Origin of the sequence: Halomonas sp. LBP4, assembly GCF_003202205.1 — a bacterium.
Lineage (GTDB): Bacteria > Pseudomonadota > Gammaproteobacteria > Pseudomonadales > Halomonadaceae > Halomonas > Halomonas flagellata.
This window is the reverse complement of the sequence record NZ_PDOG01000007.1, coordinates 123,353-146,499: the sequence shown is the minus strand read 5'-3', so window position 1 is coordinate 146,499 and position 23,147 is coordinate 123,353. Positions and strand designations below refer to the sequence as shown.

The following is a 23,147-nucleotide window of genomic DNA, read 5'->3' as shown; positions in this document are numbered from 1 at the left end:
GACTGGCTCCCTCGCCGCCCGCCGCGTAGAATATGGCATTCCACTCAGTCACCGCATGGCCACCATGACCGACTCCCGTGCCCTGATGCATCAGGCCGAACGGCAATGCCAGCGTCGCGGCGCGCGCTTCACGCCGATCCGGCGGCGCGTGCTGGAGATGATCGCCGACTCCCCCGGCGGCCTCAAGGCCTATGATCTCCTCGACCGGCTGGCGACGGAGCACGCCGCGGCTCGGCCGCCGACCATCTACCGGGCCCTGGAGTTTCTCATCGACCAGGGACTGGTGCATCGCATCGAGTCGCTCAACGCCTACGTGGCCTGCCCCTGTCCCGAGCATGCCCACGGCTTCCAACTGCTGATCTGCCGCCATTGCGGCCGCGTCGAGGAACTCCACCTGGACGACGTCAATGCCCAACTGGTACGGCGCGCCCGAGACCTGGGGTTTCGTGTCGACCGCCAGACCATCGAGCTGCTTGGCCGTTGCGAGGCCTGCCTCCAGGCCGTCGCCGGCGAGCAGTGAGCGCCCTTCCCTTTCGAGCCATCACCCGGAGTCCGCATGAGTGACACCTTCAAGCGCCTCGAGCAGGCCACCATCGACAGCCGGCACCCCCTGGCCGAGATACTCGCCGCGGTACGCTTCAATGCCGACGGCCTGATCCCCGCCATCGCCCAGCAGCACGACAGCGGCGAGGTACTGATGATGGCCTGGATGAACCGCGAGGCGCTGGAGGAGACGCTACGCACCCGGCGTGTCTGCTACTGGTCGCGTTCCCGCGGCAGGCTATGGCGCAAGGGCGAGTCCTCCGGCCAACAGCAGCATCTCGCGGGTGCGGCGCTGGATTGTGACGGCGACACCCTGCTGCTGCAGGTCGACCAGACGGGTCCCGCCTGCCATACCGGTCGGCGCAGCTGCTTCTACGTGGCGCTCGAGGAGGACCGCGCGCGCATCACCAGTGACCCGCTGATCGACCCGGCCACCCTCTACGGCCGGTCCGGGAAAGAGGGCTGAGCCCCATGCCCTGCCTCGCCGCCTGGCTGCGCCGGCCGCTCCGCCTGCTCGGCCGTGCCCTGGGGCTGGTCATGGTCGGCCTGGTAAGGGTCTATCAGTACCTGATCAGCCCCCTGCTCGGCCCTCGCTGTCGCTTCTGGCCGAGCTGCTCCCACTACACGGTAGAGGCGATCCGGGTGCACGGACCCTTCAAGGGGGGCTGGCTGGCGGCGAGACGCATCGTGCGCTGTCACCCCGGCAGCGACGGCGGCATCGACCCGGTGCCGGGCGGGCCCAGCGAGGCGCTGTGTCGCGAAGACGACGAGCTGGACGAGCACTTCTCCTGCCGGCCGCAGGGCCGGCGCCGGCAGTGACCGTTCAGGCCGCTTCCCGCTCCGCGACCTCGTAGATGCGTGCCAGCATGCTGTTCAGGCCGTTGCTGCGGGTCGGCGAGAGATGCTTGTCGAGCCCCAGGTCCTTGAGGAAGTGCGGGCTGGTGGAACGGATCTCGGTCGCCGGGCGGTCGTTGTAGATGCGCATCAGCACGGCGATCAGCCCGGAAACGATGGCGGCGTCCGAGACGGCATCGAAATGGAGCACCTCGCCGTCGCGACAATGGTGCATCCAGACATTGGACTGGCAGCCCTGGATCTTCCGCTCGGGGGTCTTCCACTCCTCGGGGAAATCAGGCAGCTGCTTGCCCATGTCGATGATGTACTGGTAGCGATCCATCCAGTTGTCGAATATCTCGAACTCGTCCAGCAGCTCCCGCTGGGCCTGTTCGGCGGTGATCTCGGAACTCATGACGCCTCCTTGAAGGGGTTGTCACCATTATAACGTGTCGGGGCCGCCATCACGATCTCTGGCAACGGCGCGGGGCGCCAGGCCATGGGCCGACTGCTGGCGATGCCACTCCTCGTCCTCGGCGTGCAGGTAACGGGCCGTGGTATCGAGCCGCGCATGGCGCGCGGTGCCGGCGAGGTAGCGCAGCTCCACCCCGGCCTGGGCCTGGTGGGTCAGGGCGGTATGCCGCAGCCAGTGCGGGGTGGCACGACGCAGGCACAGCACCTCGGCCCGGGCGCCCTCCCCCAGCTCCCTCTCCAGCGCGGTGGCGGCGTCGCGGAAGGTCTCGCGGATCAACCGGTAGAGCCGGTTGTCGCCGAGGCCGCGCCTGCCATCCAGGGCTCGCAGCAGCGGACCGTCGTCGTCCGGTGCCGGATGCGGCGACAGTCCCAGCGCGGCTCGCCACGCTGCCAGCAGGGCCAGCATGTCGGGCGGCACCGGGATCCGTGCCGCCTTGTCGCCCTTGCCCACCACCCGCCACCACCAGCGCCCTTCGCGGCGCACGAAGTCACCCATGCGCGCCGCGGCCATCTCGCCGACCCGCGGGGCCAGCAGGTAGGCAAAGCCGAACGCGAAGCGCCGGCGCTCGGCCTCGAAGCGCCGCCGTCGCGAGGCGCCCTCCTCCAGCGGCCTGGTGAGCCAGCCCCATAGCCAATCCCATAGCGGCTTCTCCAGGTAGCGCTCGATCCCACCCTGGCGGTTGTCGAGCCGCCGCCGCTTGTCGCGCATCAGCCGGAAGGGGTTGTGGTCGACCCAGCCGGCCTCCACCAGCCAGGCGAAGAGCCCCTGGAGGATCACCAGGCTCTGGCGGCGGCTGGCCGGCGACAGCGGGCCACGAAAGGGGCGCCAGTCGGGACTGTGTCGCGGGCGCGGCGGCCCCACCCAGCGGTGGGCCGGGCGCGGGTCGGCGAGGAAGGCCTCGAAGGCGTCGAGATGCTCGCGGCGCACCCCGCCGAGGCCGAGCCCGTGACCCTGCAGCCACAACAGCAGCCGCTCGGCCTCGCGACGATAGGCCGCCCGGGTCCGGGGGCTGGCGCGGTATTCCGCCAGCCACCGGGCCACGGCCTCGGCATCGCTGCCGGCCTCGATGCGCACACCGGCTGGCGGCCGGGGGCGCGACAACAGGATCGCCGTGTCGGCAGAGTCGTCGGCTATCGCGCGGTCTTCCGGCCCTTCCCGGCCATCGCTCATGCTCGCCTCCTCGTTCGCATCGCCCCTCCCTCCTTCGCCATCGGCCTCCCAGCGGCCCGTTTGCTGCCGGCAGATTGTCCGGCCATAGTGAAATAAAATCAAGATAAGCCGGGTAATCTTGCTTTTATTGTCTTTGTCGTAAATAAAATTACGCTTTACGTATTATGTAATAACCTTCCCTGGTGTGGCGCCATGGGGTATCCTGCGAAGGGAAAGGGAGGGCGACAGCCGCCCCGACGGCTCGCCGGCGTCACCCGGCCGAGCGACCGACCAAGGAGAACCGCATGGCACGCAGTGGAGTGCGTTACGAGGACGTGCAACGGGCGATCGATGATCTGCTGGCCCGGGGCGAATCACCCAGTGTGCAGAAGGTGCGTGAGGTGCTGGGGACCGGGAGTTTCACCACCATCAGCGAGCACCTGCGCCATTGGCGCACCCGCCGGGAAGAGAACCGTGACCTGCCCCCGCCCCGCGGCATGCCCGAGGGGCTGCAGGAGCTGGCCGAGGCGTTGTGGGACAGGGCCCAGGAAGCCGCCGGGGAGGCGCTGGGCCACTATCGCGAGGAGGCCAACCAGCAGGTGAAGGCGGCCCGGGACGAGGTCGGCGAGGCCAGGCGCCAGGCGGAGGATGCCGAACAGCGCGAGTCGGCCCTGGCCACCCATCTGGCCAGCACCGAACAACGACTGGAGGAGCGCAGCGCTGCCCTGGCACGAAGCGAGGCCGAGCGCGAGGCGCTGGCGGAGCAGCAGGCACGCCTCGCCACCCGTGCCGACCGGCTCGAGGAGCAGCTGGCGCGCCTGCAGGCGGAGAACGAGCGTCGGGCGCACGAGCACCAGCAGGCGCTGGCGGAGCGCGAGACGCAGCATCGCGAGCGGCTGGCCCAGGAGGAGGAGCGCCACGAGAGCGCCGAGGCGCGGCTGATGTCCCTGCTCGACGAGGCGCGCCGGGAGCGACAGGCCGCCGACAAGAGCCATGCCCAGCGACTGCAGCAACTCGAGGCGCGACTGGAGCGGGCGCAGCAGTTGGTGCAGGAAGCACGTGGCGCCCTGGCCGAGGAGGAGAAGCGTCACCGGGAGACTGAGTGGGCTCGCCATCAGGCCGAGGAGCGAACCCGGACACTGCAGCATGAGCAGGTCTTGCTGCAGGCACGCATCGACGAGCAGAAGCGGCTGCTGGAGGATCAGGTGCGCCGGCTGCGCGAGCTGGAGGCACAGCTCAACCGCTGCCTCTGGCAGACCCCGGTGACGGCGCGGGGTGGCGAGGCAATCCCGAAGGACGAGCCGGAGGCCGAGACCAAAAACGACGAAGGCCCCGCCGATGCGGAGCCTTCGAAACGGTCGAGCCAGCCGTAAGTGCCGTCGCCAGGTTGCCCGCGCCGGGAGGCCCTATGGGGTCAGACCCCAGAGACCGACCCGCGCAGTTCAGCGATAATAGGCGTTGGTCGTGTCGGTATGGTCGGTCACGTCGCGGATGCCGGCCAGCTCCGGGATACGCTCCATCAGGGTCCGCTCGACGCCCTCCTTGAGGGTCAGGTCGACCGCGGCACAACCCTGGCAGCCGCCGCCGAAGGCCAGCACCGCCACCTGGTTCTCGGTGAGCTCGACCAGCTTGATCTCGCCGCCGTGAGCGGCGAGCCCGGGGTTGATCTCACTGTAGAGGATGTAGTTGACGCGATCCTCCAGCGGGCTGTCGGCATTGACCTTGGGCATCTTGGCATTGGGGGCCTTGATGGTCAGCTGGCCGCCCATGCGGTCGGCGTTGAAGTCGACCACCGCCTCCTCGAGGAACGGGATGCTGTGCTTGTCGAGATAGACGGCGAGCTTCTCGAGGTCGAGACGCTCGTCGCTGGGCTCTTCCTCGCCGGGCCGGCAGTAGGCCAGGCAGGTCTCGGCGTAGGGCGTGCCCGGCTGGGTGATGAAGATGCGCACGGCGATGCCCTCGACGCTCTGCTTCTCGAGCAGCTCGGCAAGGTAGTCCTGGGCGCTGTCGGTGATCTGGATGCTGTCGCTCATGATGCTCTCGCTGGTCGGGCCGCGGCACGGCGGGGAGTCCACCGCTCCCGGTCGGGGCGCCGCGCGCCGGGAATGTCATGCCTCTCATGGTAAGCGAGCACGCGTCGCGAGACAATCCCGAGTGAATTGCTCGGTTATAGCCGCATCCCCCTCGGCACGACCCGCCTGCGTGCTCCCCCTGCCCCATGGCGCCGGCTTTTGCTACCATGACGGGCTGATTCGGCCGCTGTACCACCCGACCCGAGGGTGGAGAGCCTGCCGCTGGACCGCATGCGCTCACCCCGGTGAGACGAACAAGACGCCCCAGGCGCCCCGCGGCCAGTCCGAGAGATTCCCGACGCTTCCCACGCTGGAGACAGACCCGACCCATGGCCGCCGTTCCCACTGCCCTGACCGCCACGCTCACCGACAGCCTCTCCCGGCGCATCCTGATGCTCGACGGGGGCATGGGGACCATGCTGCAGAACGCCAGCCTGGGGGAAGCCGATTTCCGTGGCGAGCGCTTCAGCGACTGGCCCTCCGACCTAAAGGGCAACAACGACCTGCTGGCGCTGACCTGCCCCGACCTGGTGACCCGCATCCACCGCGAGTACCTGGAGGCCGGCGCCGACATCGTCGAGACCAACACCTTCAACAGCACCCGCCTCTCCCAGGCCGACTACGGGATGGAAGACCTGGTGCCGGAACTCAACCGGGAGTCGGCGCGCCTGGCCCGTGAGGTGTGCGATGCCGTGGCCGCGGAGACCGGCGTGCCACGCTACGTGGCCGGGGTGCTGGGGCCGACCTCGCGTACCGCCTCGCTGTCGCCGGACGTCAACGACCCGGCCAGGCGCAACGTCACCTTCGACCAGCTGCGCGAGAACTATCACGAGGCGGCCACGGCGCTGATCGAGGGCGGGTCGGACCTGATCCTCATCGAGACCATCTTCGACACCCTCAATGCCAAGGCGGCGATCTATGCCCTGGAGGAGCTGTTCGAGGCCCGCGGCGAACGGTTGCCGGTGATGATCTCCGGCACCATCACCGACGCCTCCGGCCGCACCCTCTCGGGCCAGACCACCGAGGCGTTCTGGAACTCGGTGCGCCACGCCCGCCCGCTCGCCATCGGGCTCAACTGCGCCCTCGGGGCCGAGGAATTGCGCCCCTACGTCGAGGAGCTCTCCACCAAGGCCGACACCTTCGTCTCGGCCCACCCCAACGCCGGCCTGCCCAACGAGTTCGGCGAGTACGACCAGACCCCGGAGGAGATGGCGACGATCGTCGCCGAGTTCGCCGAGAGCGGCCTGGTCAACATCATCGGCGGCTGCTGCGGCTCGACGCCGGAGCATATCGCGGCGATCCACCGCGCGATCCAGGGCCTGGCCCCGCGCCGGGTGCCCGAGCGCCCCCACGCCTGCCGCCTGTCGGGCCTGGAGCCCTTCAACATCGAGGCCGACTCGCTGTTCGTCAACGTCGGCGAGCGCACCAACGTCACCGGCTCGGCACGCTTCAAGCGGCTGATCGTCGAGGAGGACTTCACCACCGCCCTCGAGGTGGCGCTGGAGCAGGTCGAGAACGGCGCCCAGCTCATCGACATCAACATGGACGAGGGGATGCTCGAGTCCGAGGAGGCCATGGTGCGCTTCCTCAACCTGATCGCCGGCGAGCCCGACATCGCCCGGGTGCCGATCATGGTCGACTCCTCGAAGTGGGAAATCATCGAGGCGGGACTGAAGTGCGTGCAGGGCAAGGCGGTGGTCAACTCGATCTCGATGAAGGAGGGCGAGGACGCCTTCCGCGAGCAGGCCACGGCCTGTCGGCGCTTCGGCGCCGCCGTGGTGGTGATGGCCTTCGACGAGGCCGGCCAGGCCGACACCTTCGCCCGCAAGACCGAGATCTGCGAGCGCGCCTACCGCATCCTCGTCGATGAGCTCGACTTCCCGCCGGAAGACATCATCTTCGACCCCAACATCTTCGCCATCGCCACCGGCATCGAGGAGCACGACAACTACGCCGTCGACTTCATCGAGGCGACCCAGTGGATCCGCGAGCACCTGCCCCACGCCCTGGTCTCCGGTGGCGTCTCCAACGTCTCCTTCTCGTTCCGCGGCAACAACCCGGTGCGCGAGGCGATCCACTCGGTGTTCCTCTACTACGCCATCCGCGCCGGCCTGACCATGGGCATCGTCAATGCCGGCCAGCTCGCCGTCTACGACGACCTGCCGGCGGAGCTGCGCGAGGCGGTCGAGGACGTGGTGCTCAACCGGCGCAGCGACTCCACCGAGCGGCTGGTCGACCTGGCCGACAAGTACAAGGACGACGGCAGCGGCCCGGCCAGGAAGGAGGACCTGGAGTGGCGCTCCTGGGAGGTCGAGAAGCGCATCGAGCACGCCCTGATCAAGGGCATCACCGCCTTCATCGAGGAGGACACCGAGCTCGCCCGCCAGCGGGCCGAGCGGCCCATCGAGGTGATCGAGGGGCCGCTGATGGACGGCATGAACGTGGTCGGCGATCTGTTCGGCGCCGGCAAGATGTTTCTTCCCCAGGTGGTCAAGTCGGCCCGGGTCATGAAGCAGGCGGTGGCCTACCTGATCCCCTACATCGAGGCGGAGAAGGCAAAAAACGAGGACACCCAGGCCAAGGGCAAGATCGTCATGGCCACGGTCAAGGGCGACGTCCACGACATCGGCAAGAACATCGTCGGTGTGGTCCTGCAGTGCAACAACTACGAGGTGATCGATCTGGGCGTGATGGTGCCCGCCGAGAAGATCCTGCAGACCGCCCGCGACGAGAACGCCGACATCATCGGGCTCTCCGGCCTGATCACCCCCTCGCTGGACGAGATGGTCCACGTGGCCAGGGAGATGCAGCGCCAGGGCTTCAGCCTGCCGCTGCTGATCGGCGGCGCCACCACCTCCAAGGCCCATACCGCGGTGAAGATCGAGCCCGGCTACGAGCACCCGGTGATCTACGTCGCGGATGCCTCGCGGGCCGTGGGGGTGGCCGGCAAGCTGCTTTCTCCAAGCCAGAAGCCGGCCTATGTGGCCGAGATCCGTGCCGAGTACGAGACGGTGCGCGAGCGCAATGCCAGGCGCCGCCCCAAGGCCGCCGACCTCAGCTATGAAGAGGCATGCAAGCGCAAGCCGGCGATCGACTGGACGGACTACACGCCGCCCCGCCCCGCCGTCACCGGCCTCATGGCCTTCGACGACTACGACCTCGAGGAGCTCGTCGAGCGCATCGACTGGACACCCTTCTTCATGAGCTGGCAACTGTCCGGCAAGTACCCGAAGATCCTCGACGACGCCGTGGTCGGCGAGGCGGCGCGCAGCCTCTTCGAGGATGCCCGGGCGATGCTGCGCAAGCTGGTCGACGAGAAGCGCATCCAGGCTCGGGGCGTGATCGGCCTGTGGCCGGCCAACAGCGTCGACGACGACGTCATCGAGGTCTATGCCGACGAGTCGCGCACGGAGGTGATCGAGCGGTTGCACCATATCCGCCAGCAGACCACCAAGAACCGCGACGGCGTCTGCCATAGCCTGGCCGACTTCATCGCGCCCCGCTATGACGCCAATGGAGAGCCGAGTGGCAAGCCGGACTGGATCGGCGGCTTCGCGGTCACCGCCGGCCACGGCGTCGAGGAACTCAGCAAGGCCTACGAGGCCGCCGGCGACGACTACAACGCCATTCTGGTGCAGGCACTGGCCGACCGCCTGGCCGAGGCCTTCGCCGAGCGCCTCCACGAGCGGGTACGCAAGGAGTTCTGGGGCTATGTGCCCGAGGAGTCGCTCGACAACGATGCACTGATCGGCGAGAAGTACCAGGGCATCCGCCCGGCGCCGGGCTACCCGGCCTGCCCCGACCATACCGAGAAGGCCACCCTGTTCCGGCTGCTCGAGGCCGAGGTCCACAGCGGCCTCGCCCTCACCGAGAACTTCGCCATGTGGCCCGCCGCTGCGGTGGCCGGCTGGTACTTCTCGCATCCCCAGTCGAAGTACTTCTCGACGGGCAAGATCACCCGCGACCAGGTCGAGGTGCTGGCCAGCCGCAAGGGAATGACGCTCGCCGAGCTCGAGCGCTGGCTCGCGCCGGTACTCTCCTACGACCCCGACTGAGAGCCAGGCGCCGGGCCCGCTCACGCGCGGGTCCGCCTTCACCACCGACCGGAAGACGGATGCTGCCCGAGACCACCCGCCGCCAGACGATCCTGCACCTGGCCCTGCCGATCATCGCCGGGATGCTCTCCCAGAGCCTGCTCAACCTGGTCGATGCGGCCCTGGTGGGATCGCTGGGCGAGGTCCCCCTGGCCGGCGTCGGCATCGGCGGCTACGCCATGTTCCTGATCACCGCCGTGGTCTTCGGGCTCTCCTCCGGCGTCCAGGCCCAGACCGCCCGCCGCCACGGCGAGGAGGACTGGGGGCAGCGGGCGATGGCGCTCAACGCCGGCCTGCTGATCGCCCTGACGGTCGCCGGCCCGCTGGCGCTGCTCTGCCTGTGGCAGGCACCGCGCCTGCTGGCGCTGATCAACCAGGACCCGGCGGTCAATGCGGTGGCGGTGGCGTATTTCCGCTGGCGGGTGGTCTCCCTCGTTCCGGTGGCGATGATCTTCTGCTTCCGCGGCTACTGGAACGGCATCCAGCAGACCGGCATCTACCTGCGCATCATCCTGTTCATGCACCTGGTCAACGTAATCGCGAGTATCGGCCTGATCTTCGGCCTGTTCGGCCTGCCGGCCATGGGCGCCGCCGGCGCCGGGGCCGGCACCAGCCTGTCGCTGTTCGTCGGCCTGGCGATCTGGGCCCTGCTCAGCACCCGCCACGCCACCACCAGCGGTTTCCTGGCCGGCCTGCCACAACGACTGACCATGCTCACCACCCTGCGCCTGGCTACCCCCCACTCCTTCCAGCAGCTGTGGTTCGCCGCCGGCTATGCCGTGCTGTTCTGGATGCTCGGGCGCATCGACACCGGCAGCGTGGCGGTGGGCCACGTGCTGGTGAACCTGTCGCTGCTGCTGATCCTGCCCGGCGTGGGCCTGGGCATGGCGGCGATGAGCCTGGTCGGCCAGGCGCTCGGCCGCCAGGCGCATCGGGACGCCCATCGCTGGGGCTGGGAGGTGGTGCACCTGGCCTGGCCCTGCCTGGCGGCCCTGGCGCTGCCGATGGCGCTGTTCCCCGACGCGGTGCTGGGGCTCTTCCTGCACGACCCGGCGCTGATCGCGCTGGGCCGGGTGCCGCTGCAGCTGACCGCGGCCATGATCGTGCTCGATGCCGCCGCCCTGGTCCTGGCCCAGGCGTTGCTTGGTGCCGGCGCCAACCGTATGGTGATGACAGCGACCCTGACCATGCAGTGGCTGGTGTTCCTGCCGCTGGCGTGGTGGGTCGGGGTGGTGCTGGACCATGGCCTGCTCGGCATCTGGTGGGTGCAGCTGGGCTATCGCTGCCTCAACTCGGCCTGGTTCGCCGTGATCTGGCAGCGACGACGCTGGCTGCAGCTACAGGTCTGACCCCCCCCGACCTTAATAACCCTTCACTCGAATTCTATGATCATTTATTCTTTCATAGAATATAGGAAGAGGAGTATGGTGCCTTTACGGCATATTCCTTCACCCGCTCCGACAGCAGGACACGCCTGAATGTATCGGTACGACACCTACGACCAGACCCTCGTGGATGAGCGCGTCGCCCAGTTCCGGGACCAGATGGACCGTCATCTGGCCGGCCGTCTCGGGGAGGATGAGTTCCGCCCGCTGCGACTGCAGAACGGCCTCTACATCCAGAAGCATGCGCCCATGCTGCGCATCGCCATCCCCTACGGCATGCTCGGCAGCCATCAGCTCAGGCGCCTGGCCGCCATCACGCGCCGCTACGATCGCGGTTATGGCCACTTCACCACCCGCCAGAACCTGCAGCTCAACTGGCCGGCGCTGGAGGACGTGCCGGATATCCTCGGCGAGCTCGCCGAAGTCCAGATGCACGCCATCCAGACCAGCGGCAACTGCATCCGCAACACCACCAGCGACCAGTTTGCCGGCATCGCCGGTGACGAGGTGGAGGATCCGCGGCCCTGGTGCGAACTGATCCGCCAGTGGTCGACCCTGCACCCGGAGTTCGCCTTCCTGCCGCGCAAGTTCAAGATCGCCGTCTCCGGTGCCGCCGAGGACCGTGCCGCCATCCAGGTCCACGACATCGGCCTGCGCCTGTGGCGCGACGACCGCGGCGAGTTGCGGGTGAAGGTGCTCGCCGGGGGGGGCCTGGGCCGTACGCCGATGATCGGTGACGTGGTGCGCGAGGATCTGCCCTGGCAGCACCTGCTCACCTACCTGGAAGCCTGCGTACGGGTCTACAACCAGTTCGGCCGCCGTGACAACAAGTTCAAGGCGCGCATCAAGATCCTGGTCAAGGCGCTGGGCATCGAGGAGTTCCGCCGCCGCGTCGAGGCCGAGTGGGCCCATCTCAAGGATGGCCCCCAGACCCTCACGCCGGCCGCGGTGGAAGCCGCCCGGACCCACTTCCCCGAGCCCGAACGGCGTCCGGTCGCCGAAGCCGCCATCGCCGACTTCGAGCGGCTGCGCGCCGAGAATCGCGCCTTCTCGCGCTTCGTCACCAACAACGTCACCGACCACAAGGTGCCGGGCTACAAGGCGGTGACCCTGTCGCTCAAGCGGCGCGAGCACGCCCCGGGCGATGTCACCGCCGACCAGATGGAGGCCGTCGCCGATCTCGCCGACCGTTTCAGCTTCGGCGAGATGCGGGTCACCCACGAGCAGAACCTGGTGCTGTCCGACGTGCCGGTGGACGAGCTCGAGACGCTGTGGCGGGAACTCGAGGAACTCGGCATGGCCAACCCCACCGTGGGCACCCTCAACGACATCATCTGCTGCCCCGGCGGCGACTACTGCGGCCTGGCCAATGCGGTGTCGATCCCCATCGCCCAGGCGCTGCAGGAACGTTTCGAGGACCTCGACTTCCTCTACGACCTGGGGCCGCTGGACCTCAATATCTCCGGCTGCATGAACGCCTGCGGCCACCACCACGTCGGCCATATCGGCATCCTCGGCGTCGACAAGAAGGGCGAGGAGTACTACCAGATCTCGCTCGGCGGCAACGCCACCGATGACGCCTCGCTCGGCAAGATCCTCGGCCCCTCCTTCTTCCGCGAGGACGTGCCCGAGGTGATCGACAAGGTGCTGCAGGTCTACGTGGAGCAGCGGCACGAGGACGAGCGCTTCCTCGACACCTATCGCCGAATCGGCCTCAAGCCGTTCAAGGAGCGGGTCTATGCCTGATCAACAACTGGAACACGCCCGCACCCTGATCAAGATGGGGCAGCCGGAGCAGGACGAGTGGGCGCTGTCGCGCCTCGAGGAGGCCCTGCCGACCCGCCGGCCGGTGATCGTGCCGCTCGCGCTGTGGCTTGACGAGCATGCCGACGAAGAGGGCCTGGCGCCCTGGCTGCCCAGCGACACCGAGCTCACCGATGCCCTGGCGCTCGAGCTGGTGAAGGCGCCGCTGGTCGCCATCGACTTCCCCGCCTTCACCGACGGTCGCGGCTATACCCTGGCCCGGCTGCTGCGGGAACGCCATGGCTACGAGGGCGAGGTCCGCGCCATCGGTGACGTCCTGGTCGACCAGCTGTTCTACATGACCCGCTGCGGCTTCGACGCCCTGGCGCTGCGCGAGGACCAACACCTCGACGACGCCCTGCGCGCCCTGGGAGCCTTCAGCGTCAGCTATCAGCCGGCGGTGGACCAGTCAGAAGCCCTCTTCGAACGCCGCCTGCGCGAGAACGGTCAGGCCTGACGCGCGACGACTCGTCTGAACCACCAGGGCCCCGGCAATTGCCGGGGCCCTGGCGCTTTGGGCATCGTGGTTGATTCCCAAGTGTCCCTGCGCCGCCAGGACAAACACAGCTGGATGATGGAGGGGCGCCGGGGGCAGGTCGAAGAGGAGGTCCGTCACCCCCGGCGTTTCTGCTGACGCTCCCTGTTGGCCGTCCTGGCGCGTTCGCTCTTGCGCAGCATCACCCAGGTCGCCCCCAGGCCGCCGTCGGCCTGCCCCGCCGAGACATAGGCCTGGACCTCCTCGAACTGGGCCAGCCACTTGGCGAGGTAGGAGCGCAGCACGTTGGGGGCGCTGTCGATCTCGCGTCCCCGGCCATGGATGATCAGCACCGAGCGCAGGTCATGGGCGCGGGCCTCCCGGATGAAGGACGGCAAGGCCCGGCGGCACTCCTCGAGCGGACGACGCAGCAGGTGCAGCTGGGCCTGCGCCGCATACCCGCCGTGGCGCAGGCGGTCCACCACCCCCTGCTGGATGCCGTCGCGGCGGTACTCGAGCGGGTCGAAGGGGGGAATCAGGTCGACGAAGTCGTCGGAAAGGAAGTCGCGGCCCTGCGGCTCGGCGGCGGCGCTCTCCCGGCGGGCGAGCTGGGCCTCGCTGGGGCCGCGCGTGGCATGGCCGGGGTCGGCCCGGTTGCGTGCCCGCCCGAGGGGGCGCACATCGCCCATCAGGGCCCTGAAATCCAGATCATCGCGTGCCGACTGTGTCATGGGCCACCTCCCGGTCGTCAGGGGAATCTCCATCCTAGCAGAGCCTGTCGGGCGGCTTAAGCCGGACAGCGCCGGCCGCCCATGGCACGATGGTCTCTTACCGGCGCGCCCGGAGCGACCATGACACGATTGCGCCTCCTGCTGCTGACCCTGGTCGGCCTGCCACTCGCCGTGGCGGGCTGGCTATGGCTGACCCTGCTCAGTCCCTTCACCTACGACCCGCCGGACGACCTGCCGGCGATCGCCGACGGCCGCCATGAGGTGTTCGTCTACGGCACCCTGCGCTCGGGACTGGTGCGCTGGGTGGTCACCGGCCGCATCGGCGAGTCGACGCCGGCGGTGCTGGAAGACTTCCGCCGCGAGGGGCTCGACCTCGTCGAGGCCCCCGGCGCGCGCGTCGAGGGCGAGGTGATCGACGTCTCTGCCGAGGAGCTCGCCCGGCTCGATCGCTACGAGCGCCTGGGACTCCGCTACGAACGGGTCACCGTCGAGCTCGTCGATGGCCGCGAGGTCTGGGTCTATCGCCGCCTGCCCGAGGAGGCGCCGTCGGGCGCACGGTTGTGGCCCGACCTGGCGGCCTTCTACAATGGCCGCCTCTTCATCGTCGGGACCAAGGAGTCCGCATGACCACCATCACCCTCTACCATAACCCGCGCTGCTCCAAGTCGCGCCAGGCGCTCGCCCTGCTCGAGGAGCGTGGCGCCGAGGTCAGGGTGCGCCGCTATCTCGACGAGCCCCTCGACGAGGGCGAACTGCGCGAGCTGATGTCGCGGCTCGACGCCGACGGCGAGGCGCTGGTGCGCACCGGGGAGCAGGAGTGGAAGACGCTGGACGTCGACCTCCAGGATCAGGAGCAGGTCATCGCGGCGATCGTCGCCCACCCCCGGCTCATGGAGCGCCCCATCGCCGATGACGGCCAGCGTGCCATGATCGGTCGCCCTCCGGAAGATGTCCTGGGCCTGATCGACGGACGCTGAGTCCGCCTCCGCCCTTCCCTTCTTCGCCGCCTGGAGCCCCGATGAGCGCCCCCCTGCCCTATGTGCTGATCCTCTACTACTCCCGCTATGGTGCCACCCGGGCCATGGCCGAACAGCTCGCCGCCGGCGTCGAGTCGTGCCGCGGCATCGAGGCCCGGCTGCGTACCGTGCCGCCGGTCTCCCCCACCTGCGAGGCCGTGGATCCGGAGATCCCCGCCGAGGGGGCGGTCTACGCCGGCCTCGACGACCTGCGCCACTGTGCCGGCCTGGCCATCGGCAGCCCGACGCGGTTCGGCAACATGGCCGCCCCCCTCAAGCACTTCATCGACTCCACCAGCGAGCTGTGGCTGGGCGGCGCCCTGGTCGACAAGCCGGCCAGCGCCTTCACCTCCACCTCCAGCCTCCACGGCGGTCAGGAGACCACCCTGATCTCGATGCTGCTGCCACTGCTGCACCACGGCATGGTCTATGCCGGCCTGCCCTACAGCGAGACCGAGGTGATGGACACCACCAGCGGCGGCACCCCCTATGGCGCGAGCCACCTGGCCGGCAAGCGCAGCGACCGCCCGCTCGACGACCACGAGCGCCACCTGGTCCGTGCCCAGGGGCGACGCCTGGCCAGGCTCACCCTGGCCCTGGACGCCATGCGCCGGGAGGCCCCATGAGACAGTGGCTCGAAGGGCTCGAGGCCCGGCGCGGCCTCGACACCCTCACCGAACGCTCCCGCAGGCTGGTGCTCGGCAGCTATGTCCTGCTCCTGCTGCTGATGCTCTACCGGGGCGTCGCCGTGCAGAGCGAAGTCGCCCTGGGCCCGTTGATCGCCTTCGTGCTGCCGCTGGTGCTCTTCCTGCCGTCGATCCTCGGCCGTCGACCGCGAGGCCATGCCTGGCTGGCCTTCGTCAGCCTGCTCTACTTCACCCAGGGAGTGATGGTCGCCACCCTGCCGGGCCAGGGTCTGCGCGGCCTGCTCGAGGCCCTGGTGTCGCTGGCCCTGTTCACCGGCTGCATGGGCTATGCCCGCTTCCGCAGCCGACAGCTGCGCGCCGGCTAGGAGCCTTGGCCCAAGAAAACGCCTGCCGTTGCCGTGAAGCTGTTGAGCTCTACCCCGCGAGCGGCGACCATGGAACAAATCTCGAGGAGAACGACATGACACGCAACATCGCCGATATCCGACGCGACTACGAGGGAGGAAGCCTGGACGAGGCCCAGGTCACCGGTGATCCCATGGTGCTGTTCGACGAGTGGCTGGCGCTGGCGCTGGAAACGGAAGGCGAGGACGGCAATACCATGACGCTGGCCACCGTCGATAGCCAGGGGCTGCCCCATGCCCGGGTGGTGCTGCTCAAGGGCATCGACGAGCAGGGCCTGGTCTTCTACACCAACTACCATAGCCACAAGGGCAGCGAACTCTCCAATGTGCCCCATGCCGCCCTGGTGTTCTGGTGGCCCTCGCTGTCGCGTCAGGTGCGTGTCGAGGGTCGGGTGGAGCGGGTCAGCGAAGCGGAATCGGACGCCTATTTCGCCAGCCGACCCCGAGCCAGCCAACTGGGCGCCTGGGTCGCCACCCAGAGCGTGGTGATTCCCGACCGCACCTGGATCGAGGAGCGCGAGAAACGCTTCGAGCAGGCCTACGAGGGCCAGGAGATTCCCCGGCCGGTGCACTGGGGCGGCTACCGCGTCATTCCCGAGATGATCGAGTTCTGGCAGGGCCAGCCGAGCCGCCTGCACGACCGCATCCGCTACGAGCAGCGCGACGGCGAGTGGAGCCACTTTCGCCTGGCCCCCTGACCTGCAGAACCCTGGGCAAGGAAGCCCTGATTCATGTAGCGAGCGACGATAGGCCGGCCGCCGCCGGAGCGCAGTAATGAATCAGGGTTTCCGTTAGTCCGGCAGGCTTTCCAGACGGTGCCGCTGCCACTCGCTCTCCGGCTCGTTGAGCCTCAGCACCGCGTCCACCACCTGCTCCTCCATGTTGTAGCGGCAGCGGAACCCCAGGTGCTTCATCAGCGCCCGCATGGGATGGTTGTCGACCATGATCTTGCCGGTCATCTCCAGGGTGCCGACGCTCCTGCAGTAGGCGATCATCTTGTTCATCAGCAGGCTGCCGATGCCGAGCCCCTGGAGGTCGTCGCGGATGATGATCGAGAACTCGGTGCGGATGTTGTCCGGGTCGTTCCATACCCGCACCACGCCCAGCATCTCCTTGCTGCCGTCGTCGCGCAGGTGCTCGGCGATAAAGGCCATCTGCCGATCGTAGTTGATATGGGAGAGGATCGACAGGTCGCGCTGGGTCAGGTCCGACTTGTTGTGGAAATAGCGAAAGCGGATGCTCTCCTCGGAGAGCTGAGTATGGAAACTGGTGATCAGCGGGGCATCCTCGGCGCGGATCGGCCGCACCTCCACCTCCCAGCCGTTGTTGAGGGTGACCCACTCACGCAGCTCTTCCGGGTAGGGCATGATCGCGAAGCGTGCCGGGGGGGCCAGGTCCAGGGCGAAGTCCACCGCCACCATGCCGTCGCGGTTGAGCAGCAGCGGGTTGAGCTCGAGGCCGCGCAGTTCGAGCAGGTCGCTGGCCATCTGCGACAGCTTGACCAGTAGTTGGCAGAGCCGCTCGATGTCCCGGTCCGGGTCGCTGGAGTGTTCGCGGATCAGGCGCGCCGCATGGGTGCGTCCGATCATATCCTCCGCCAGGCGCATGTTGAGCGGCGGCAGCGCTACCTGGCGGTCGGCCAGGATATTGACCTTGTAGCCGCCGATGCCGAACACGATCACCGGCCCGAACACCGGGTCGCGGGTGATGCCGGCGCAGAGCTGCATCGAGTGCTTGCCGCGCTGCATCGGCTGGAGGCAGTACTCGCGGATCTCGAAAGCAGGAAACTTCTCGCTCCCCTTCTCCTCGAGTCGGCGCATGCCCTCGGCGACCTGTTCCGGGGAGCCCAGGTCCTGCAGCAGGCCGGCAGAGAGCTTGTGTGGGTGCTTGCGGTAGCGGAACGGCCGGCAGTTGCCCTCGTGTACCACCTTGAGGGCCAGGGGGCCGTCGATCTCGGCCGCCGCCGCGGCCCCCTCCTCCGGCGTCTTCACGTAGCGGCCGGGCGCCACGGGGATGCCGTAGGCCTCGAGCACCTGGGCAGTCTGCGAATGGGAGAGGCACTCGCGCCCGCTGGCCCTGGCCTCTTCAATCAGGGTGCGGCAGTGCCGCCGGATCTCCGCCGTGGTGGTGAATGGCAGGCTCGGCGGGGTCTCCTGCAGCAGCGCCTGCACACGCTGGTAGTCGACCATGTGCATGAAGGCCTTCACCGCCTTCTCCGGCGAGAGATAGGTGGGGATCCCGGCCAGGTTGCACTCGTGGCGAGCCGACAGCGCCTCTTGCAGCCCCATCCAGCTGGTCAGCAGGTTGCGTCGGAAGCGCTTGCGATTGGCGATGATCGCCTGGGCCGTGGTCTTCGAGGGGGCCAATCGGGTCGGGGCATGGACCACCAGCACGGCATCGACGCCGGGGTCGGCGGCGACGATCTCCAGGGCATCCACCAGCTTCTCCGGGGTGGCATTCCCCCCCAGGTCCACCGGATTGTCGCCGGGGCGGCTCATGTCGAAGCCGCCCTCGAGCAGCGCCTGGTGGGTCTCCTCGCTGAAGGCGGCCAGCTTGCCGCCGGCGCTGACCAGCTTGTCGATGGCCAGCAGCGCCGGCCCCAGGCCGTTGGCGACGATGGCCAGGCGATCGCCGCGCAGCGGTTTCATCCGCGACAGGGTCTCCAGGGCGTCGAACAGCTCGTCGGAGTCGTTGACCCGTACCACCCCGGCCCGGGAGAAGGCGGCGTCGAATATCTGGTCGCGATTGGCTACCCCGGGCGTCGGCGGCAGGCCGGTGAGGTCGGACGCCGCGGTGCGCCCGCTCTTGATCGCCAGCACCAGACGATGCCGCGAAGCGTCACGCACCGCGGTCATGAAGTGCTGGGCATCGAGGATGCGCTCCAGGTGCAGCAGGATCGCCTGAGCGGGGGCGTACTGGTTGATGTAGTCGATCAGGTCGGGAAGCATCACATCGACGCTGTCGCCGACGGTGATCAGGTGCGAGAAACCGATGCCGCGCCCCGCGGCCCAGTCGATCATGGCGTTGCCGAGCATGCCGGACTGGCCGAGGTAGGCGACCCGACCGGCCTTGACCGGCTGGCTGGCATAGGAGGCATTGAGCTGGCGCCCGGGCACGATCAGGCCCATGCACTCCGGTCCCAGCACGCGAATCCCCGACTCCCGGGCGGCGGCCAGCATGCGGCTGCGGATCGAGCCCCGGTCGCCGCGGTCGTCGTCCAGATGGGCACCGCCCGAGAGTACCAGGGCGGCCTTGACCCCGAAGCGACCCAGCCGGGCGATACGTCCCGGCACGGTCTCGACCGGCGAGCAGATCACCGCCAGGTCGGGTATCTCGGGCAACTGCGAGACACGCGCCACGCAGGGCTGGCCGAAGACTGTCTCGTAGCCCTTGGGGTTGACCGCCCAGAGGGTGCCGGGAAAGCCGGCCTCCTGGAGATTGCAGATCACCTGGCCGCCCAGGGAGTGGGGTTTCTCGGACGCACCGATCACCGCCAGGGTACGCGGCTCGAAGAAGTGGCGCAGGAAACGGGTGCTCAAGGCTCTCTCCCCGGGGTGTCCCCGTGACGGATGATGCCGATGGTTGGCCATTCCCCTGTGTACGACCTATTGACACTGTCGTGCAAGGGGCTGTGGCGCTTATCGTGACACCAGTCAGCCTGGAGTTCGTGCATGATCACCGCCTATATCACCCATCCCGATTGCCACCTGCATCACATGGGGCCCGAGCACCCCGAGAGCCCCCTGCGACTGGAGGCGATCCGTGCGCGGCTGGCCCTTGCCGGGGTGCTGCAGCAGACCATGCAGTCGGACGCCCGGGAAGCCACCCGGGAGGAACTCGCCAGGGTGCACCCGCTGCGTCACCTGCAGGCGCTCGACAAGTGCGTGCCCGAACAGGGCATCGTCACCCTGGACAGTGACACCCTGATGAACCCCGACAGCCTGCAGGCTGCACGGATGGCGGCCGGCGCGGTCATCCGCGGCGTCGACCAGGTGTTCCGTGGCCAGGCCGACAACGTCTTCTGCGCGGTGCGCCCGCCGGGCCATCATGCCGAGGCCACCGATGCCATGGGCTTCTGCTTCTACAACAACGTGGCGGTGGGGGCGGCCCATGCCAGGGCGAAGTACGGCGCCCGCAAGATCGCCATTCTCGACTTCGACGTCCACCAGGGCAACGGCACCATCGACATCTTCAAGGATGATCCCGAGGTGCTGGTCTGTACCAGCTTCCAGTACCCCTTCTACCCCTGGCGCTACCTGCGCAGCGAGTGGCAGAACGTGGTCAACACCCCGCTCGAGGCCGGCACCGGCAGCGGCGCCTTCCGCCGGGCCATCGAGGACGACTGGCTGCCGGCCCTGCACGCCTTCAAGCCGGAGATCGTGCTGGTCTCGGCGGGCTTCGATGCCCACCGCGACGACCCCCTCGCCGAGCTCTGCCTCGAGGACGAGGATTTCCACTGGGTCACCCGCCTGGCGATGGAGATCGCCGCCCTCTATGCCGACAACCGACTGGTCTCGGTGCTCGAGGGCGGCTATCACCTGGACGCCCTGGGCCGCTGTGCCGAGGCCCATGTCAAGGCCCTGCTCGGCCAGCCCTTCCACGGCTGACGCCGTTTCCAGCATCGGGGAAACGTGATACGGCAGCATGGGGATACCGGCGGCGGATCAGGCCGCCGCGAATCACGTCGCAATCGGCACCATTTCGGGTCGTTCACGCGAGGCGCGGGGCAGCCATTGTGGTAGGCTGGTGGAAACTCTGTTTCCGATAGTGAACCGACCATGACCGCCACCACCGATCAGGACGCTGCCCTGCGTATCGCCTCGGGGCGCAAGCCCTTCGTCGAGCCGCTGCGCCTGGGGGAGCGCCTCAAGGAGATCCGCCTGGCCAACCAGTGGACCCTGGAGGACGTGAGCCAGCGCACGGGCCTGGCACGCTCCACGCTGTCCAAGATCGAGAACGATCAGATCTCTCCCACCTTCACCGCCGTGCAGAAGCTGATCGGCGGGCTCGGCATCGACCTGCCCCAGCTGCTCTCGCCGCCCCGGGCCCAGACCCGCACCATGGGGCGTCGCGACCTGACCCGCCGCGGGCACGGCCAGCAGCACCCCACCCCCACCTACGAGCACGAACTGCTCAGCTGCGAACTGGCCCAGAAGCGCATGATCCCCTTCAAGACCATCGTGCGGGCGCGTAGCTTCGACGAATTCAACGAATGGGTGCGCCACGACGGCGAGGAGTTCCTGATGGTGCTCGACGGCGAGATCCTGCTCTATACCGAGTTCTACGAGCCACTCCAACTGGTGCAGGGCGACAGCATCTACTTCGACAGCGACATGGGCCACGCCCTGGTGTCGGTCAGCGAGGAGGATGCCGTGGTGCTCTCCGTCTGCACCCGGAGCGAGAACTCTCCATGAACCACCAGGTAGGTTTATACAGCTAGGAGCCTGTCGGATTTGACCGATCGTCGCGAGAGAGTCGGATTTCGAGACAGGTTTATCGATCTGATGAGGCGAATAGCCCGCTATTTAACGAATCAGGGCTCCTAGCGACGGTCGCCCGGGCGCCGCGGCGGAATGGCGTCCAGTACGAGGCGCTCGCCGGTGTTGATCGCCTGGAAGTGGCGTCCCTTGGCCCGGGCGATCAGCAGCACCCCGAAACGTTCGGCGAGCTCCACGCCCTTCTGGGTCACCCCGGAGCGCGACACCAGTACCCCGATGCCCATCTGGGCCACCTTGAGCACCATCTCCGAGGTCAGTCGACCGGTGGTGTAGAAGATATCCGCATCGGCGCTTGCCGCCTCCCCCAGCCACTGGCGTCCCGCCAGGGTGTCCACGGCGTTGTGGCGCCCCACGTCCTCGACGAAATCCAGCACCGTCTCCTGTCGGCAGAGCGCACAGCCGTGCACGGCGCCGGCGCTGCGATAGGTCTCGTTGTAGACGCCGAGGTTCTCGAGCAGCTGGTAGAGCACCGACTGGCGCAGCCGGGTGGCCGGCAGCACATGGAGCGAGGTGGCCTCGAGCAGGCGACCGAACACCGTGCCCTGGCCGCACCCGGTGGTCACGGTGCGCTGCCCGAGACGTGCCTCGAGATCCTCGGGCAGGTGGCGCGTGACCACCGCGGCCGCCTCCACCTCCCAGTCAACGTGCACCGCCTCGAGGTCTTCGCGGGCGACGAGCAGCCCCTGATTGCGCAGGTAGCCTACCACCAGCGCCTCGGGGTCCGCCCCCAGGGTCATCAGGGTGACGATCTCGCGCCTGTTGAGGTAGACGGTCAGGGCGCGCTCGGCGGCGATGGCCTGGGGACGAGCCTCGCCGAATTCGTCGAGCACCTCGATCTCCAGGGTGGCGGGCAGGCGCGCCTGGCTCAGGCTGATGTCGTGCATCCACGGCTCCTCGACAAAGCGTTGATAGATGATGATGGCATTCCCTCCGTCCAGTGTCTTTACTGAATTGACAACTTTGGCGAGAGCGGCATCCATGACCCACGTCAGCAGCCATCGAGTCCTGAGTCTCGATCTCGCGAGCGAGTCCCGGCGTGTCAAGGGCTTCAGCTCCACCCGATGGCGGATCGTCGACCTGGCCCCCGGGGATGGCGGACCCTGGGTGTTGGAACTGCAGCTGTACCTCACCGAGCGGGCCGCCTACCGTTTCAACCTCGATGCCGGCACTCCCCGGTTGTTCGTACGCTGCGGCGAGAGCGGCTTGCCTCCCCGCCCCTCGGCGATCACGGCCAGCCAGGACGTCGCGGCCTCCTGGCTCGATGGCGAGCAGCAGGTGCTGGAAGTCGAGATGCCGCTGGCGCTCCAGGCCTGGCTGGAGGCCTATCTCGCCCGCCACGGGGAAGCGCCGGATGAAGGGCGCAAGAAGAAACGCCACGGCGCGGGCCGCGCCCGGGAGCAGCGCGCATGAACCGACTGAGTCGCTGGTCACGCCGCAAGCTGGGCGAGCAGACCGAAGACGTCGAACTGCCCGAGCCCGCAGCTACCACCGTGGAGCCGGCACCGGAGAGCCCCGGCGCCGATACGCGGCCTCCGGAACCCGGCAGCCTGGACGACTCCCTGCCCGATCCCGACACCCTGCCCGCCGGCAGCGACTTCACGGCATTCATGCAGCGGGGGGTCAGCGACGGCCTGCGCCGGCGCGCCCTGCGGCGGATGTTTTCCGGCGAGCGGTACGGGATCCGCGACGGCCTGGACGACTACGACGACGATTACCGGGAGCGTCTCAAGCCCCTGGCCAGTGAGCTGGCCCAGCGCCTGAGGCAGTGGACCCGCCAGCTCGACGAGAGTGAACTCGAGCCGGCAGTGGCCGACCCTGCCGGGGAGGCGGAGATCGCCGAAGGCGAGGAGCAGCGGGAGGCGATGCCCGCCCCCGACGAGGACACCGTGGATGCCCGGCGTGTGGTCGCGGCCAGCGCCGAGACCGGCACTCCGCCCGCGAAGGGGGAGGATTAGACCAAGGGTGGTCTGGCGTCATCACGAAAACCAACCAGACTGCAACATTAGCATCACCATACAATA

The 23,147-nt window shown here is 68.3% G+C and carries 23 protein-coding genes; 17 read left to right on the top strand and 6 right to left on the bottom strand.

From position 1 onward, the window contains the following. Positions 1-64 precede the first annotated feature (64 nt). From CR157_RS19230 to yidD, 3 genes are read left to right on the top strand one after another with little or no spacing between them, the layout of a single operon-like run. Positions 65-520 (top strand): Fur family transcriptional regulator, encoded by a 456-nt coding sequence (locus CR157_RS19230; RefSeq protein WP_110285176.1) that lies wholly within the window; start codon positions 65-67, stop codon positions 518-520. A gap of 36 nt (positions 521-556) precedes the next feature. Then, positions 557-1,009 carry a phosphoribosyl-AMP cyclohydrolase gene (gene hisI, locus CR157_RS19225; RefSeq protein WP_110285155.1) on the top strand — a complete coding sequence of 151 codons (453 nt, stop codon included), beginning with the start codon at positions 557-559 and terminating at the stop codon, positions 1,007-1,009. Between the two features lie 5 nt (positions 1,010-1,014). Then, positions 1,015-1,362 (top strand): membrane protein insertion efficiency factor YidD, encoded by a 348-nt coding sequence (yidD, locus tag CR157_RS19220; RefSeq protein ID WP_110285154.1) that lies wholly within the window; start codon positions 1,015-1,017, stop codon positions 1,360-1,362. Positions 1,363-1,366: 4 nt separating this feature from the next. On the opposite strand, the gene CR157_RS19215 is transcribed toward yidD, so the two are convergent. Together CR157_RS19215 and CR157_RS19210 are read right to left on the bottom strand one after the other, a co-directional pair. Beyond that, a complete protein-coding gene (locus CR157_RS19215) occupies positions 1,367-1,792 on the bottom strand; it encodes a SufE family protein (protein ID WP_110285153.1) in 426 nt (141 codons plus the stop codon). Between the two features lie 27 nt (positions 1,793-1,819). Then, positions 1,820-3,022, bottom strand: coding sequence for a tyrosine-type recombinase/integrase (locus CR157_RS19210; RefSeq protein ID WP_110285152.1), 1,203 nt, complete (start codon positions 3,020-3,022; stop codon positions 1,820-1,822). Between the two features lie 284 nt (positions 3,023-3,306). Between CR157_RS19210 and CR157_RS19205 the strand changes: the two genes are divergently transcribed. Then, positions 3,307-4,374, top strand: a complete 1,068-nt coding sequence (locus CR157_RS19205) for a DNA-binding protein (protein WP_110285151.1) — start codon at positions 3,307-3,309, stop codon at positions 4,372-4,374. A gap of 69 nt (positions 4,375-4,443) precedes the next feature. Here the strand turns inward: CR157_RS19205 and nfuA are convergent, their stop codons facing one another. Beyond that, positions 4,444-5,034, bottom strand: a complete 591-nt coding sequence (gene nfuA, locus CR157_RS19200) for a Fe-S biogenesis protein NfuA (RefSeq protein WP_110285150.1) — start codon at positions 5,032-5,034, stop codon at positions 4,444-4,446. Between the two features lie 368 nt (positions 5,035-5,402). Here nfuA and metH point away from each other — a divergent pair, with 368 nt between their 5' ends. From metH to CR157_RS19180, 4 genes are all read left to right on the top strand, one after another. Continuing rightward, positions 5,403-9,128: a methionine synthase gene (gene metH / locus CR157_RS19195; protein WP_110285149.1), complete on the top strand. Its 3,726-nt coding sequence runs from the start codon at positions 5,403-5,405 to the stop codon at positions 9,126-9,128. Positions 9,129-9,187: 59 nt separating this feature from the next. Beyond that, complete coding sequence (locus CR157_RS19190; RefSeq protein WP_110285148.1) at positions 9,188-10,516, top strand: MATE family efflux transporter; 1,329 nt, start codon at positions 9,188-9,190, stop codon at positions 10,514-10,516. 129 nt (positions 10,517-10,645) lie between these two features. Next, positions 10,646-12,298 carry a nitrite/sulfite reductase gene (locus tag CR157_RS19185; RefSeq protein WP_110285147.1) on the top strand — a complete coding sequence of 551 codons (1,653 nt, stop codon included), beginning with the start codon at positions 10,646-10,648 and terminating at the stop codon, positions 12,296-12,298. Next, the gene (locus CR157_RS19180) at positions 12,291-12,812 is read left to right on the top strand and encodes a DUF934 domain-containing protein (RefSeq protein ID WP_110285146.1); all 522 of its coding nucleotides are present in this window, start codon (positions 12,291-12,293) and stop codon (positions 12,810-12,812) included. Before CR157_RS19185 ends, CR157_RS19180 begins: the two co-directional genes overlap by 8 nt. 155 nt (positions 12,813-12,967) lie before the next feature. Here CR157_RS19180 and smrA read toward each other — a convergent pair whose 3' ends face one another. Further along, positions 12,968-13,561, bottom strand: coding sequence for a DNA endonuclease SmrA (gene smrA, locus CR157_RS19175; RefSeq protein ID WP_110285145.1), 594 nt, complete (start codon positions 13,559-13,561; stop codon positions 12,968-12,970). Positions 13,562-13,681: 120 nt separating this feature from the next. On the opposite strand from smrA, the gene CR157_RS19170 reads away from it, so the two are divergent. The 5 genes from CR157_RS19170 to pdxH all read left to right on the top strand — a co-directional run bounded on the left by CR157_RS19170 (position 13,682) and on the right by pdxH (position 16,326). Continuing rightward, positions 13,682-14,188 carry a gamma-glutamylcyclotransferase family protein gene (locus tag CR157_RS19170; protein ID WP_110285144.1) on the top strand — a complete coding sequence of 169 codons (507 nt, stop codon included), beginning with the start codon at positions 13,682-13,684 and terminating at the stop codon, positions 14,186-14,188. Beyond that, positions 14,185-14,538, top strand: coding sequence for an arsenate reductase (glutaredoxin) (arsC, locus tag CR157_RS19165; RefSeq protein WP_110285143.1), 354 nt, complete (start codon positions 14,185-14,187; stop codon positions 14,536-14,538). Before CR157_RS19170 ends, arsC begins: the two co-directional genes overlap by 4 nt. Before the next feature lie 41 nt (positions 14,539-14,579). Further along, positions 14,580-15,203: an NAD(P)H:quinone oxidoreductase gene (gene wrbA, locus CR157_RS19160; RefSeq protein ID WP_110285142.1), complete on the top strand. Its 624-nt coding sequence runs from the start codon at positions 14,580-14,582 to the stop codon at positions 15,201-15,203. Next, positions 15,200-15,589 carry a DUF2069 domain-containing protein gene (locus CR157_RS19155; RefSeq protein ID WP_110285141.1) on the top strand — a complete coding sequence of 130 codons (390 nt, stop codon included), beginning with the start codon at positions 15,200-15,202 and terminating at the stop codon, positions 15,587-15,589. Before wrbA ends, CR157_RS19155 begins: the two co-directional genes overlap by 4 nt. A gap of 95 nt (positions 15,590-15,684) precedes the next feature. Then, complete coding sequence (gene pdxH / locus CR157_RS19150; protein WP_110285140.1) at positions 15,685-16,326, top strand: pyridoxamine 5'-phosphate oxidase; 642 nt, start codon at positions 15,685-15,687, stop codon at positions 16,324-16,326. Positions 16,327-16,419: 93 nt separating this feature from the next. On the opposite strand, the gene CR157_RS19145 is transcribed toward pdxH, so the two are convergent. Next, positions 16,420-19,167, bottom strand: coding sequence for a bifunctional acetate--CoA ligase family protein/GNAT family N-acetyltransferase (locus CR157_RS19145; protein WP_110285139.1), 2,748 nt, complete (start codon positions 19,165-19,167; stop codon positions 16,420-16,422). A gap of 132 nt (positions 19,168-19,299) precedes the next feature. Between CR157_RS19145 and CR157_RS19140 the strand changes: the two genes are divergently transcribed. Next, positions 19,300-20,235, top strand: a complete 936-nt coding sequence (locus tag CR157_RS19140) for a histone deacetylase family protein (protein WP_110285138.1) — start codon at positions 19,300-19,302, stop codon at positions 20,233-20,235. A 171-nt stretch (positions 20,236-20,406) separates the two neighbouring features. Next, complete coding sequence (locus CR157_RS19135; protein ID WP_110285137.1) at positions 20,407-21,042, top strand: helix-turn-helix domain-containing protein; 636 nt, start codon at positions 20,407-20,409, stop codon at positions 21,040-21,042. Between the two features lie 128 nt (positions 21,043-21,170). Here CR157_RS19135 and CR157_RS19130 read toward each other — a convergent pair whose 3' ends face one another. Beyond that, complete coding sequence (locus CR157_RS19130) at positions 21,171-22,010, bottom strand: formate dehydrogenase accessory sulfurtransferase FdhD (protein WP_110285136.1); 840 nt, start codon at positions 22,008-22,010, stop codon at positions 21,171-21,173. A gap of 94 nt (positions 22,011-22,104) precedes the next feature. Here CR157_RS19130 and CR157_RS19125 point away from each other — a divergent pair, with 94 nt between their 5' ends. Together CR157_RS19125 and CR157_RS19120 are read left to right on the top strand one after the other, a co-directional pair. Continuing rightward, positions 22,105-22,536 (top strand): DUF3305 domain-containing protein, encoded by a 432-nt coding sequence (locus CR157_RS19125; protein WP_110285135.1) that lies wholly within the window; start codon positions 22,105-22,107, stop codon positions 22,534-22,536. After that, positions 22,533-23,081: a DUF3306 domain-containing protein gene (locus CR157_RS19120; protein WP_110285134.1), complete on the top strand. Its 549-nt coding sequence runs from the start codon at positions 22,533-22,535 to the stop codon at positions 23,079-23,081. The genes CR157_RS19125 and CR157_RS19120 overlap by 4 nt, the downstream gene beginning before the upstream one ends. Positions 23,082-23,147: the final 66 nt, after the last annotated feature.